Consider the following 13785-nt stretch of genomic DNA (forward strand, 5'->3'; position numbering starts at 1 on the left):
AGTGAAGGATCGCTCTTTCAAACGGAACAAACAGACAAAAGCTAACAAATTCACGAAGACCAAGCGGCGGGGGCTATAACCGCTTAACCTGACAACATTGGGGGCAATTCCCCTACTTTCTCCATTAAAAAATTTAACCCCCGCACCGATGCGGGAGGACCTTTGCAGCCCGCGGTAAGCATCGATGAGCGTTTTAATTTTACCTACAAGGATTCGAATGGGTTCACGAACCATTTGATGCATTGGGAAGTACAGCCCACTGCCCTGTTCTACGATGAAGCCAGCGGCGAATTGTTCATTATGGCGGAGGCGGGCGGTCCTTCTGCAAAAATATCTATTTTCTACCAAGTACTACCGTCAGTGAAATTAATCGGCTACAGTCTGGATCATGCCCTGGACCCTGCAAGCAACTTCTTTTCCAAGATCGACGAGAATCGCTATTACTTTAGCGACAAGCTCCAGAAACAAATTATGGAGGTTGGAACGGATGGGACCGTTCACTCGTTGGCGTCTCTGCCGCGGGAAACGCAAGGCCGCCTTTCGTCGATGGTCAAGGACGGAAAGCTGTACTATTTGAATACCGACAGCAAAACGATTCATGTCGTAGAGCCCGGTTCGACCCGCGTTAAAACCACCTTAAACATGGATACCATCTCCGGCGCAATCGCAAAAAACGGGTATTTTTACGCTTACGACAGCAAAGGTTTTTACCGGATCGATTTGAACGGTACCGTTGAAAATTACGTCAAACTCGATCAATTGACTTATAACAAAGGAATCTACAATCCCGAGACTAACTCTTACGATCCGGTACCATTTTTTAGACAAAGCGTTCCGACATCGGGAGAGGCTACCCCGGACAATCCGAGAGAACCCGGCAAGCTGATTCTCGGAACCAGCGAACAGTTTACGGTCGATGCAGATGGAAACATCATCATTTATGACAGCCTGTCAAAGAACCTGCGAAAAATTAATGTTTACGGGAAAAAGCAATAGCACGGCTTCCTGGCGCGCCATTTCTTGAAATTCCAAAAAGACCGTTTCCGCCGCTTTTTGGCAGAACGGTCTTTTTTTATAAACAAGCTTGACCTTATCGCAGCGTCAACCTTCACGAGATTACGACAGAAATAATGCAGGTTCTTCGCCCCAATGGCATGGTCGTTATTATGGACTGCACATGCTCAAAATATAAAGGCCCCCTCTATCATTCTCATGACTTAAGGGGCAGCCCACCTAGTACCAAGCCGCTCTATTTCGAATCCATCTTGATGTTATATTTTTCGGTAATAGGCTTCAATTTCGCCACGAAATCTCTTTCGGACTTTTGTGCATCGGACAACAATTGGTTGGCATGTGTAATTTTTGACATATCGTCTGCCGCAATTGCAGCGAATATTTCAGAAAAAGCTTGTTGATTCTTCTCCAAAGATGCAATATAAAGCTCATGTGCTTGACGAACCTCTTCTGTAGGCGTAGCGACTTTTTTCACTTTTCCCGCTAGTTCCGTAGTAGCCGGTAAAAACTTTTCCTCAACCAGTTGGCCGAAAGTATCGTTGTCTACCGCTCCGCTCGCAGAAGACTGGCGAAGTTGCTCCCAGGCAGTATTGACTTTTAAAACTTCCGCGGTTAGCGATTTAATATCATCAATATATTTGCTGACAGCTTCTTTTTCTTTCTTCTCTGCCTCTTCTTTTGCTTTCTTTTCTTCTTCTACTTGTTTGTTAGCCTCGTCCAGCTTTTGCTTCGCCTCCGCATTTTTAGGTTCTTCAGCTACAGCAGCGGAGAAAGCCGTAACGGCATCGCTATATTTTTTATCAGTCAAAGCCTTATTGCCGGTGTCCATACTTTCTTTAAACTTTGCTGATGTACACCCGGATAAAATGAATAGCAGTACAATCGAACCAATAAGCAATTTCTTCATAACAAACCACTCCCTCTGTAATATATATGCAAACAAATAATATACTAGCATCATTTTCCAATAAAGTCATGTAAAATTTTGTATGATAAACAAGTAAATTGTCGAACATTGCAAACAACTGACGAAACCAAATTCCTTCGGGAAAATTATGACAACCTGTCAAAAAACCTGCGAAAAATTAATGTTTACGCGAAAAAGCAATAGCACGGCTTCCTGCGCACATTTCATGAAATTCCAAAAAGACCGTTTCCGCCGCTTCTTGGCAGAACGGTCTTTTTTATAAACAAGCTTGACCTTATCGCAGCGTCAACCTTTATTGTTAGGGAAACAAAGGAGGAACAACGATGCCGAACCATGATGAGATCTATAAAAATGAAGCTGAAACGTATCACCGATTAATTTCCAGGCAGCCTGACTTAACCGGATACTTTGAAGATATTAGGGGATTTAAGGGACTCGATATTATCGATCTGGGAGCAGGTTCGGGGAGAGTGACAACTCTACTAGCCCCACATGCAAAATCAATCATCGCTTTAGATGCTTCAGAAGCCATGCTTCGTATCACTGCAGAGCGCTTGGAAAAAGCCGGATGCACGAACTGGTCCACTCAAACAGCCGACCATAGAAGGCTCCCTCTAAAAAGCGCAAGCGCAGATTTGATAGTAGCTGGCTGGACTATATCATATTTAACGAATACAGACGTTCCGAACTGGAAACAAAACATCCGCGAGATTATGGCAGAAATCATGCGGGTCCTTCGCCCCAATGGCACGGTCGTTATTTTGGAGACTATGGGTACAGGAACGGAGACGCCAAACCCGCCCCAATTTCTGGAACAATACTATAAAACATTAGTTGAAGAGTATGGGTTCCAGCACAAATGGATAAGAACTGATTATCATTTTGAAAGTATTCATGAAGCCGAAGAACTAACCGGATTTTTCTTTGGAAAAGAACTGGCTGCCAGAGTTGTTGAAGAAAGTCTCGTATGTTTGCCGGAATGTGCGGGCATCTGGTGGCTTCAGCTGTAGTTCCACGCTATGATGGAATGAGGCTTCCGGCCGATAGTACACTGCGCCGTTTCGCGAAGAAAACCTGCAAAAGTGCATCTTTTTGCCCGTTGATACACCGACCACGAAACAATTCCTGCAATTGTGCAGGCTTTTCACCGATCCCATGGGCTCGGGTTCATTTCTTTCTAAAATTCCTGCACAATCGCAGGTTTTTCACCAAAATGAACCATTTTCACAGAAATTCCTGTACTTTCGCAGGTTTTCTCCCCGTTCTCGCCCTGCTTTTGTGAAGCTTCCGGTCTCGACTATTTTCACAAACAATTTCAATTGTGAATGGGTCATAACAAATTTGTTATCTCCCCGATAATAAACATTCATTTTATTTATTTTAAAAGTCGTTGTATCATGTTTTAAGAAATAAAACGACAACAGGAGTTGAAGAACATGCCGCAACTTTCGCGAACACGTACAACTGTTTATTTATTGTTTCTTGTTATTATGTGGGGAGTCAACTGGCCGCTTTCCAAATATGCGCTCGAATTCACGCCTCCGTTGCTTTTTGCAGGTTTGCGGACGTTGATAGGCGGGCTTTTATTAGTTTTCTTCGCTCTGCCCCGTTACAAAAGGCTTGCTCTGAAAAATACTTGGCACATCTATCTCATCTCCTCCGTGCTGAACATTATTTTATATTACGGCTTTCAAACCGTAGGGCTGAAATTTCTGCCCGCAGGGCTTTTTGCAGCGATCGTTTTCCTTCAACCCGTGCTCCTGGGCCTCTGCTCTTGGTTGTGGCTGGGGGAAGAAATGTACGGTTTGAAAATCATCGGCTTGATTGTCGGCTTTATCGGAGTCGCCGCCATCAGCGTAAGCGGGGGTTCCGGCCATATTTCGGCTGCCGGGATTTTGCTTGCCATCGGCAGCGCGATTAGTTGGGCTCTCGGCACCGTATATACGAAGAAAACGGCAGCCCGGGTAGACGCCATCTGGATGGTTGCCGTGCAGATTACCGTTGGGGGCATCGTCTTAATAATTACCGGATCTTTCACTGAAAGCTGGTCCGCTATCGTTTGGACAACGCCGTTCATATCGACGCTGCTGTTTATTTCGATTTTCGTCATAGCCTTAGGCTGGCTTGTTTACTTCAGACTTGTCAATTCGGGCGAAGCAAGCAAGGTGGGTTCATTTACTTTTCTGATCCCGCTCATTGCGATTATGATCAGCGTCCTCTTTTTCGATGAAACGATTACGTTTAAACTGGTGGCGGGGCTCGTTCTGATTGTGTCCAGCATAGTCCTCGTTAACACTAAGCCGAAATCGTTGCGCAGGACAGGACATGTATAGTGCATAGAGGTTTATCTCATTGGCATATATCCTTCAGTTTGGCAACCACCCGATACGTCCCACGCATGGGCTCATAGCCTAGGCGGCGATTGATCCGCAAAATGGGCTCGTTCGTGGATTCATTGTCCGTGCGGATATAGGCGGCATTTCGCTGCTTGGCAAGAAGTATGGCTTTCATTTTCAGAGCCAGAGCAATTTTACGGCCGCGGTAGTCTCTGCCCACACCGGTATATTCGTGGTACATGCCGTTTGTCAACTTATTGTGCAGAACATTGGATACACCTACAAATTTGTCGCGATCTGCTGCAATGATGACTTGATCCGGGGCATAGCCGTCAACCATCAGGTACCATTTTCGCCATTCGTCGATGACGGGAACCTCTCCGGTAAACCCGGGTATATCCACCAGGGTCTCTTTGTACAGCTCATAAAGCTTCTGCTCGCTCTCCTCGCCCGCCTCATCCGCTAACGTCGTGAATCGCAAACCTTCGCTCTCCAGCGCTCGAATAACACCATCATCGCAGACGCCCACCAGGTCGGCCTTCTCCAAGTTAAGCACCGATTGAAAATAATGCCGTTCAACTTGAAACCCTCTATGTTCAGCAAATTGAAGCGACTCCGGGCTGTCATCCCAAACCTCCGTAACGAGTGTTGTCGCCCCAAGCCGGCTGCCCCAATCTGCAGCATGCCGAAAGAGAAGCCGCCCAACGCCCTGCTCGCGGTATCGTTCATCCACGACAAGCGTGTTATTGAGATACCCCGGTTCCGTCCAGGGCGCCCGCCAAGACCACACGTAACCTACGATAGCGCCTTGATCGGTAACCGCCACTTGCCGGGTACGGTCATATCCTGCGAGCAGCCCATTTTGATCCATATAGGTATGGCCTACTTCAAAAAGCTTTGCATCATCTTCCTCAAGCCTCTCCGCCGTCGTCGGCTCTGACCAGTGAGTATTCAACAGTTTGGCCAAATCGGCATAATCGTCCGGCAACCGTAAAACCCTTAGTACAATAGACATTCCGCGACCTCTCCCTACAACAAATTTTATCGTGATAATCATACCAAAAAATACCATTCACTTAGTATGTAGAGTTTAAGTAAAACAATGATTACGTTAGGCTGCACGGCAAGGAAATTGGCTTTTCTTGTCGAAAGCTTTAATGGTTGAAGAATTTTCCCAGTCCTTATGAAACGAATACAATAGGAGGCATATAAGCGTATGGCTTTTACAATAAATAATCTGAAAAATAACGGCAACATCGTCGTCAAAGAGCAGTTGGGCGGGTTTACGGTACTGGAGTATATCGAGGATTTGAGCTGTACGTCCCTTGCGGACGCAGAAGCCAACTATTTTATGAGCAGAAGCAACATGCGCAAAAAGCAGCTTATGATCGAGCTCAACAACAACGAGATCATGATGAGCGCGGGAGCCATGCAGTATATGGTCGGTAACATTGAGATGACTTCAGGCATAAAAGGCGTGGGCGGGTTAATGCGAAATTTGGTAGCCAGTGCGGTGACCGGAACTAGCGCCGTCAAGCCTGTCTACAAAGGCACAGGTACCATTATGCTGGAGACCACCTATAAATATTTGTGGTTAATTGATGTCGACAATGATCACATTGTTGTAGAGGACGGCATGTTTTTAGCTTGCGAAACGTCGCTGAACGTATCGGTAAGCGCGCGCAAAACCCTTTCCTCCGCCGCTCTCGGCAAAGAAGGCTTGTTCAATTTGAGCGCCAAAGGCAAAGGGATACTGGCGCTGGAGGCGCCGATCCCGGCCGAAGAAGCAGTCGTCGTGGAATTGCACAACGATGTGCTGAAGGTGGACGGCAACTTCGCGCTAATGTGGTCCGACTCCTTGGAATTTACCGTCGAAAAATCCGGCAAAAGCATGCTGGGATCGGCTGTTTCGGGCGAGGGGCTGGTCAATGTGTACAGAGGAACCGGCATGGTCTGGCTGGCGCCGCTAATGGATTACAAAGCCGCTCCCTCCCCAGCCGCCTCCAGGCAATAGCATATTGGCAGCAGGTCGGCCGGACATCGGCGAAGCATTGAAAAAGGCAGTTAAGAACCGGCGGACCAGTTTAACTGCCTTAATTATTCATGTGGTTGACGACCGTCATGCGGCGCCACACCACGCGCTGGGAGCTGCGCGCCGCTATCGTTCCCGGTTAGTTCTTAAATTCGAAAATCTCATCAGCAGCTTGATGATACCCGCCTGATTTTTGAAAAGATTCCTTCATATTTGCAGCAGTTTTCTTGAAGGATGGGTGGCTTAACACATGTTCTACGGCTTCATGCAGCCCATTTGCAGTCAAGCTTTGCATTTGTAATTGAATGCCTGCTCCGAGATTGGCGACTTGTCCCGCAATTATCGGCTGATCCGCGCTTTGATGGGATTACAATGAGCGGAACCCCGTAATAGAGACCTTCATTAGTACTGTTCATTCCACCATGTGTAATAAATAATTTAGTGTACTGCAGTACATCAGTTTGTGGAACATAATTTTTTACGATGAAGTTTTCAGGAATTTCCCCTAAATCAGAAATTTGGGTTCTATTCCCAATAGACATGACAATCGTATGATCAGTGTTCCCCAAAGCCTCAAAACAAAGCTTATAGAAATCAATTGCTTGGTTAAAAACTGTGCCCAGTGAAATGTAAATTGGGTTTTTCCCCGTGATTGCAGTAAAGTCGAAGCTTTCTTGAGTTAATCGCGAAGAGATGGATGGACCTACAAATTTATAAGTCTGGTCGAATGTTTCTCCATAAGGCTGAAACTCCCTTGTTGTATAAACGATTGTAAGCGGTGCAGGATTACAAAACACTTCGTAAGGAGAATGGATCTCCACATCGTATTTTTCCTTCAGCATTTCCGTCAGGCTTTGGAATCTATCGGTTATAGGTTTAACGATGTCCGCAGGGACCTTTATGGAAAATTGCTCCAAAATCTTATCGAATGATTCTTTTGTCTGCGCAAAAGAAGTACAGGAGTTGATAGCAGGAAGCTTAAGAATTTGAGCAAGCAAACGTCCGCAACCAAACATGGAATCATGGATGATGTAATCAAAATGCTCTCCTTTGATCTGTTCAAGAACGCTTGGTATGACTATATCCGCTGTAAGTAACAGACCGTTGACTCTTTCGAGTAAATAATCTCTTCCGCCTGAGATAAAGGCTTTTATAAATTTTTGATCGTCAAATGTTCGTACTGAAGCTCCCGTCTTCTCAATACGCTCCCGAAAAGCTTCTATAGAAAAGTACACTACCTCTTCCCCACGCGAAATAAGCTCTTGCACAACTGCAATAGTTGGATTGATATGTCCCTCTGATCCGCCATTAATAAATAAAACACGCGCCATTTCTACCACTCCCTAGGTACCATCGCTCGAATCAAATAATGGAATCAAGTTTATCATAGTACAATATTTGAAAATTTCAAAACTTTAGGCCCTTTAGCGTAACAAATCCTTATGGCCTCCCCTCCGCCTGCGCGATCATACGATATCCGTGCCGACTGATAAAAATCAACATCATACGCGGAGAATCGGCAAAACCGCCATTCTACTGTCCAATGCTCCAACATTCGGAAAAAACACATCTGCTTGGCAGCGCGGAGAAAGCCTGCAAAAGTGCAGCCGAACCCAAAACCCTGAAACCCGCGCTTCGCTGCCGATCCGTTACGCCCAGGTAAGTAACTGAAAGAAATTTCAGCTCTTATGCTCGGTCCCGGCAGAGGTTATAATGAAGCTAATCCAAGGTTGGGAGGCCAAATGATGAAAGTAATGCCGCTTGAGAAACGAGGAATATCGGACAGCCGGATCGTCTTCGGATGTATGGGGCTGGGCGGAGATTGGAATTATGAACCTTATACGCAGGAAGACGTCAAAGTCGCTGAGCAGGCCGTAGAAGCGGCGCTATCCTCGGGAATCACGATGTTCGATCATGCCGATATTTATAAGATGGGCAAAGCCGAGGCTGTGTTCGGGCAAATTTTGAAAAACAGGCCGGAGCTCCGGGAACGGATCGTCTTGCAGTCCAAATGCGGGATTCGCTTTACGGACGGCGTGCTGCCTCAGCGCTACGATTTTTCGAAGAGCCATATTTTGAGCTCGGTGGACAGCATTCTGGAGCGGCTCGGCATCGAATATCTCGACGTGCTTTTGCTGCACCGCCCCGATCCGCTGATGGAGCCTGACGAAGTGGCGGAAGCGTTCACACAGCTGAAAACGTCCGGCAAAGTGCGGCACTTCGGCATTTCCAATATGACTGCCGCGCAAATCCGCTTCCTGCAAAAGTCGATCGAGCAGCCGCTCGTCGTCAACCAGTTGGAGCTGCATCTGGCGAGGCTGGACTGGCTCGACCAGGGCATTCTCGTCAACCGCGCCGAAGGGTCCGGCTTGAACTTCGATGACGGCATCATCCAGCACTGCCAGATGGAGGATATCCAGCTTCAGGCCTGGGGGCCGCTCTCGCAAGGCCGCTTCACCGGCAAAAGCCTCGAAGGCGCTTCCGAAGAAGTGAAACAGACCGCCGCGCTCATCTCCAAGCTGGCGCAGGAAAAAGAGACGACGCCGGAAGCGATTCTGCTCGGCTGGCTGATGAAGCATCCGGCCAAAATCCAGCCGGTGATCGGGACATCTTCGGCGGAGCGCGTGCTCGCCTGCCGGGACGCTGTCCGCCAATCGGAGCTCATGACCCGCGAAGAATGGTACGAACTGTATACAAGCTCAAGAGGCCGCAAAGTGCCATAACCCGGAAAGCCAAGCCGCATAACGATGCTCTCTTAACCCGCCTGCACATGCACGGCGGGTTTAATTGCGTGCAGATGGCCGGCCTGCAGCACTTCCGCCTCAAATGTTCATTTCTGCGGTTGACACATTAAGTTCAATTGACCGCCACTTTTACCATAATTATAATAACATTGTAAAATGTTTCAAATAAGACAAATAAGCTGCATGTAACATTATTACATTGAATATTATTCAGAAAGGAGGATTAGCTCTACAAGCCAAACAACCGTTGTGCCAGCCCGCCCGCTTGAGCTCTGCACTGGCAAGCCGCGATTGACAAAAATCCTACATGAACAATAGGAGGTATTATGATGAATATGAATGGACATTCAGAAGCAAACGTACAGGTCGCCGCGCTTAACATTCCCCCTAGAGGTTTGTTTGAAGCGGAAACCCCCTTTCATTGGTACAAGGAAATGAGAGAGAATGGCCCTGTCTGTTTTGATCCCGAGCGAAATTGCTGGGACGTTTTTCTTTATGACGATGTGAAAACGATTCTTGCGAACTACGAAGCTTTTAGCTCCGCCAACATTCCCGGACTGTCCGGATCCTCCATCCTTTCCATGGATCCTCCAAAGCACAAGCTGTACCGGGCTATCGTGAGCAAAGCTTTTACTCCCAAAGCCGTTGAAGATTTAGCGCCGCGCATTCAGGAGCTTACTGACGAGTTGCTTGATGAAATTGAAGCACAGGGAGAAATGGACGCTATCGCGAGCCTGTCTTTTCCGCTGCCTGTCATTATCATTGCCGAGCTGCTCGGGGTGCCTCGAAGCGGCCGGGACCAGTTCAAGCTCTGGTCTGACGAGGCTATAAGAGGAATCGACGTTGAACATGGGGAGACACGGGAACAGTATGCGGAAAATAAGATCAAAAACCGGTTGGCACTGAGTGAGTATTTCAAAGAAATTATTGAAGAAAAACGGAAAAATCCCGGCAATGACCTGGTTTCTGCCTTGCTTGCGGCCAAAGTGGAAGAACAATCCTTAAACTTGCCGGAGCTGATGGAATTTTGCCGTCTTCTCCTCATAGCCGGAAACGAAACAACGACAAACCTAATCGGTAACGCAATAGTTTGCTTTGCGGAGCATCCGGACAGTCAAAAGCAAATACGCGAAGATTTGTCTCTATTGCCTAATGCCATTGAAGAAGTCCTCCGATATCGTTCGCCGATACAATCGATAACACGCCGATGCAGCAAAAATACTAAAATAGCGGGACAAACGATCCGCGCAGAGGATACCGTTGTCTTGTGGTCCGGATCGGCCAACCACGACGACCGTCAATTCGAGCAGGCGAATCAATTCAACATCTTCCGTTCGCCGAATCCTCACATCGCTTTTGGAAACGGCATCCACTTCTGTCTCGGAGCTCCGTTGTCCCGCTTGGAAGCCCGGATTGCTTTGACGCAGGTTTTCACGAGATTTTCGGCCTTCACCGCAAAAGAAGGAGTGTCGTTCACCCCTGCCAAAGACCCGCTCATTTACGGCTACAAAAGCATACCTATTACTTTCCAAAAGTAACAGCAAGAACGAAATCACTCTGCGGATGAAAGAAAGCCTGCAAATGTGCAGGCTTTTTGCTCGTCCGTGGGCCGGGCGCGCAATATTCCTGCAAATGTGCAGGCTTTTTAGCTGCTGCGCGAGCTCGGGCCCATTTTTATCGAAAATTCCTGCACTTTTGCAGGTTTTTCCTTCGACCTGGCCTGTCGAGCCGCCTGATGGCCGCTCGCCGCCGTGCAGCGCCGCCACTCCGTACGCCGGGAGAGCCCCCCTACAAGCTAAATGCCGGGAATCGGCGCGCGCTTGTGCTCCGTTTTCAAATACTGCTTCTCCAGCTTCTCTTGAACGGCCGGATCGATTTGCTTGCCCTCCAAGTAGTCGCTGTTGTCGCCGTATGTAATGCCCAGCTCGTTCTCGTCGGTCTGCCCTTCCCACAGCCCGGCGGTCGGCGCTTTGTCGAGCACGCTTTGCGGGACGCCCAGCTTGGCTGCCAAGGAGCGAACCTGCCGCTTGTTCAGCGTGCTGAGCGGAGTAATATCTACCGCACCGTCGCCGTATTTGGTGAAAAAGCCGGTGATCGCCTCGGAAGCGTGATCGGTGCCGACAACGATAAGCCCCAGTTCAAAAGCGAGCGCATACTGCATCACCATGCGCGTTCTCGCTTTCACATTGCCTTTGCCGCCGCGGCTGATGTGCTGGTGAACGCCGATATGCTTCAGCCCGTATTCGACTTCGATGGCAATTTCATCGACAGCTTCCTGGATGTTGTTTTCGATCTGATATTTCAGGTCGAACGCCTTGGCCACCGCGTAGCTGTCCTCGATATCGACCTGCTCGCCGTAAGGCTGGAACACGCCGACGGTTTTGTACTCGGTGCCGCTCTCCTCGGTCAGTTCGTCCGTCGCCTTCTTGCAAAGACCTGTGGCTACGGCGCTGTCAATGCCGCCGCTGATCGCGATCAGAAGGCCGCGCGCGTTCGCGCCTTTTACATATTCCTTCAGAAAATCGACCCGTTTGCGGATTTCCGCATCGATATCGATCTCCGGCTTAACGCCCAGTTTCGCAATGATTTCCTGCTGCAAGCTCATGACTCTCTCCACCTTGTCTTTGGTATTTGAACAAAGAGCCCACACTTGCAAGTACCTGCAATGCGGGCTTTCTGCCTCATGTTGATATGAGATTATTTCATTTATTTGCAGTATTCGTTGAAAGCCCCGCTCAAGTCGCCGGCGATCATCTCCGCGGAACGGTCTTCGATTTGGTGGCGTTGGATAAAATGCACCAGCTCGCCGTTTTTGAACAGAGCGATGGATGGCGAAGACGGCGGATACGGCGCCAAATATTCGCGCGCTTTGGCCGTTGCGTCTTTCTCCTGGCCTGCGAACACGGTGTACGTATAAGTCGGCAGCGCATCGTTTTGCAGCGCCTTGGCTACGCCAGGGCGGCATTGTCCGGCGGCACAGCCGCACACGGAGTTGATGACGAGCAGCATCGTGCCGTCTTTGGAGCTTTCAATTGCCTGATCGACCTGTTCGGGAGTCAGCAGTTCCGTAATGCCCAGACGAGTCAAATCTTCTCTCATCGGTTTAACCATATCTTTCATGTAAGAATCAAAAGACATTGCCATATGTTCCACCCCTTGGATTTTGATGTAGTAAACATGCTTATTAAGTCATATTATACATCCGTACGCATGGAAAGCAAAGCGCGAAAACGCCCCATAACGAGCTAAAAGCCTCCCGGAATCATAAATTCCGGAAGGCGCTGCCTGCAGTCGGGCCAAAAACTTAATTGTAACCGCTATCACGAAAGATGCAAATTATTTTGTTCAGCCGTACTGTCTGCATGTTTGTTCATTTTTTTCAAATCGATCGGTTCCAGCTTGTCAACGATGAGCAGGAATGCAATGCCGCCACCAACAGCGACCGCCGCTGTATAATACATGGCCCCGTGAAAATTGCCTGTTCGCTGGATCAATGCGCCGATAACAATCGGGCTGATAATCCCCGACAAATTACCGCACAAATTCAATACGCCGCCAACCGTACCCACCATCTTTTTCGGCAGCACATCCCCCAGCGCTACCCAGCCCATATTGGAGTAAGCATTGGCGAAAAAAGCAAGCGAGAGAATAACGACAGCAGCTGCCGGCTGATTTTCAAAAAAGTTGGCGAAGGCTAAAAGCCCCGTTAAAATCATTCCCGAAACCATCAACACTTTGCGCGCAAATGTGGTCGTTTTCCCTTTTTTCAATAAATAATCGCTGGAAAAACCGCCGAACAACACTCCGGCCATCGCCATTAAATAAGGCAGCACGGCCGCGAACCCGGCTTTGTTGATCGGCAGATGCAGCCCTTTTTCCAAATAGACCATAAACCATGTCAAAAAGAAATATAACGTGGAAGAAGCGGCAAATTGCGCGATGAAAATTCCCCAAACCCTGCGCTGTTTAATGACATACATCACTTCGCTCCATGAAGACTTCTGCCCACGGCTGGAAACTTTGGAATCGAAGCCGCCGTTGTTTCGGATATACTCCAGCTCCTGCTCGTTAGCGCGCTTGCTCTCCTGCGGATCTCTGTACAAAATGATCCAGAAAACACCGAAGATGATGCCTGCCGCCCCGGTCGCGTAAAATACCGATTCCCAGTTGAATTTGGCAATGATCAAAGCGAGCGCGGGGGTAAAAATCGCCAGCCCGATATATTGCGCTGAGGAATAAATGCTTACGGCTCTGGCGCGTTCACGATTCGGAAACCACGACGTAACGATTTTGGTGTTGCTCGGATAGGCCGGCGCTTCCGTAAGCCCGATCAGCATGCGGCAAATGAACAGCATCGCAAATGACGCGCCGGTGCTGGCAAAAATATTGTGCGAGCTGAAAGCCATAACAAAAGTGAACACGCTCCACAAAATAATCGCCCACCCATAGAGCATTCGGGGACCGATCCGATCCAGCAGCCAGCCCACGGGAACCTGGGCGGCAGCGTACGCCCAGGTGAAAGCGGAGAACAGGAAGCCGAGCTCGGTAGCACTTAAGCCAAGCTCTTTTTGAATCGTGGAGCCTGCCACGGACAAGTTGGCCCGATCCATATAGTTAATGGCTACGGCAATAAATAGAAGAACTAATATAAAAAATCGGACTCTCGTAGGCTTGTTTTGCGAAATCATACATAACCCCTTCTTTCTGTACGGTTAATTAATGACGTTAAAA

General features: G+C 48.4%; 11 protein-coding genes and 1 pseudogene. 6 read left to right on the forward strand and 6 right to left on the reverse strand.

Going from position 1 to position 13785, the window contains the following annotated elements:
* The first annotated feature begins 162 nt into the window (after positions 1-162).
* A complete protein-coding gene (locus AC0LWT_RS32060; protein ID WP_474685359.1) occupies positions 163-996 on the forward strand; it encodes a hypothetical protein in 834 nt (277 codons plus the stop codon).
* 253 nt (positions 997-1249) lie between these two features.
* Here AC0LWT_RS32060 and AC0LWT_RS32065 read toward each other — a convergent pair whose 3' ends face one another.
* Positions 1250-1921 (reverse strand): hypothetical protein, encoded by a 672-nt coding sequence (locus AC0LWT_RS32065; RefSeq protein ID WP_474685360.1) that lies wholly within the window; start codon positions 1919-1921, stop codon positions 1250-1252.
* A 344-nt stretch (positions 1922-2265) separates the two neighbouring features.
* Here AC0LWT_RS32065 and AC0LWT_RS32070 point away from each other — a divergent pair, with 344 nt between their 5' ends.
* Positions 2266-2952 carry a class I SAM-dependent methyltransferase gene (locus AC0LWT_RS32070; RefSeq protein WP_474685361.1) on the forward strand — a complete coding sequence of 229 codons (687 nt, stop codon included), beginning with the start codon at positions 2266-2268 and terminating at the stop codon, positions 2950-2952.
* 426 nt (positions 2953-3378) lie between these two features.
* Positions 3379-4275 carry a DMT family transporter gene (locus AC0LWT_RS32075; RefSeq protein WP_474685362.1) on the forward strand — a complete coding sequence of 299 codons (897 nt, stop codon included), beginning with the start codon at positions 3379-3381 and terminating at the stop codon, positions 4273-4275.
* 16 nt (positions 4276-4291) lie between these two features.
* Here the strand turns inward: AC0LWT_RS32075 and AC0LWT_RS32080 are convergent, their stop codons facing one another.
* Positions 4292-5293 carry a GNAT family N-acetyltransferase gene (locus AC0LWT_RS32080; protein WP_474685363.1) on the reverse strand — a complete coding sequence of 334 codons (1002 nt, stop codon included), beginning with the start codon at positions 5291-5293 and terminating at the stop codon, positions 4292-4294.
* Positions 5294-5494: 201 nt separating this feature from the next.
* On the opposite strand from AC0LWT_RS32080, the gene AC0LWT_RS32085 reads away from it, so the two are divergent.
* Positions 5495-6292 carry an AIM24 family protein gene (locus AC0LWT_RS32085; RefSeq protein ID WP_474685364.1) on the forward strand — a complete coding sequence of 266 codons (798 nt, stop codon included), beginning with the start codon at positions 5495-5497 and terminating at the stop codon, positions 6290-6292.
* 157 nt (positions 6293-6449) lie between these two features.
* Here the strand turns inward: AC0LWT_RS32085 and AC0LWT_RS32090 are convergent.
* A pseudogene (locus tag AC0LWT_RS32090) lies at positions 6450-7641 on the reverse strand (macrolide family glycosyltransferase).
* A 414-nt stretch (positions 7642-8055) separates the two neighbouring features.
* Here AC0LWT_RS32090 and AC0LWT_RS32095 point away from each other — a divergent pair.
* A complete protein-coding gene (locus AC0LWT_RS32095) occupies positions 8056-9033 on the forward strand; it encodes an aldo/keto reductase (RefSeq protein ID WP_474685435.1) in 978 nt (325 codons plus the stop codon).
* Between the two features lie 356 nt (positions 9034-9389).
* Positions 9390-10592 (forward strand): cytochrome P450, encoded by a 1203-nt coding sequence (locus AC0LWT_RS32100; protein ID WP_474685365.1) that lies wholly within the window; start codon positions 9390-9392, stop codon positions 10590-10592.
* A gap of 257 nt (positions 10593-10849) precedes the next feature.
* Here AC0LWT_RS32100 and nadE read toward each other — a convergent pair whose 3' ends face one another.
* The 3 genes from nadE to AC0LWT_RS32115 all read right to left on the reverse strand — a co-directional run bounded on the left by nadE (position 10850) and on the right by AC0LWT_RS32115 (position 13742).
* Positions 10850-11659, reverse strand: coding sequence for an NAD(+) synthase (nadE, locus tag AC0LWT_RS32105; RefSeq protein WP_474685366.1), 810 nt, complete (start codon positions 11657-11659; stop codon positions 10850-10852).
* Positions 11660-11760: 101 nt separating this feature from the next.
* On the reverse strand, positions 11761-12198 hold the full coding sequence (locus tag AC0LWT_RS32110) for a BrxA/BrxB family bacilliredoxin (RefSeq protein WP_474685367.1): 438 nt from the start codon (positions 12196-12198) through the stop codon (positions 11761-11763).
* Between the two features lie 176 nt (positions 12199-12374).
* On the reverse strand, positions 12375-13742 hold the full coding sequence (locus AC0LWT_RS32115) for an MFS transporter (protein ID WP_474685368.1): 1368 nt from the start codon (positions 13740-13742) through the stop codon (positions 12375-12377).
* Between the last annotated feature and the right edge of the window lie 43 nt (positions 13743-13785).

The sequence above is a fragment of the Paenibacillus sp. sgz302164 genome (assembly GCF_056120505.1).

Bases quoted from the DNA above. Each gene is read 5' to 3' on its own strand.
- AC0LWT_RS32110 (WP_474685367.1), bottom strand. From the start codon at position 12,198: ATGGCAATGTCTTTTGATTCTTACATGAAAGATATGGTTAAACCGATG.
- nadE (WP_474685366.1), bottom strand. From the start codon at position 11,659: ATGAGCTTGCAGCAGGAAATCATTGCGAAACTGGGCGTTAAGCCGGAG.
- AC0LWT_RS32085 (WP_474685364.1), top strand. From the start codon at position 5,495: ATGGCTTTTACAATAAATAATCTGAAAAATAACGGCAACATCGTCGTC.
- AC0LWT_RS32065 (WP_474685360.1), bottom strand. From the start codon at position 1,921: ATGAAGAAATTGCTTATTGGTTCGATTGTACTGCTATTCATTTTATCC.
- AC0LWT_RS32095 (WP_474685435.1), top strand. From the start codon at position 8,056: ATGAAAGTAATGCCGCTTGAGAAACGAGGAATATCGGACAGCCGGATC.
- AC0LWT_RS32075 (WP_474685362.1), top strand. From the start codon at position 3,379: ATGCCGCAACTTTCGCGAACACGTACAACTGTTTATTTATTGTTTCTT.
- AC0LWT_RS32070 (WP_474685361.1), top strand. From the start codon at position 2,266: ATGCCGAACCATGATGAGATCTATAAAAATGAAGCTGAAACGTATCAC.
- AC0LWT_RS32115 (WP_474685368.1), bottom strand. From the start codon at position 13,742: ATGATTTCGCAAAACAAGCCTACGAGAGTCCGATTTTTTATATTAGTT.
- AC0LWT_RS32100 (WP_474685365.1), top strand. From the start codon at position 9,390: ATGAATGGACATTCAGAAGCAAACGTACAGGTCGCCGCGCTTAACATT.
- AC0LWT_RS32080 (WP_474685363.1), bottom strand. From the start codon at position 5,293: ATGTCTATTGTACTAAGGGTTTTACGGTTGCCGGACGATTATGCCGAT.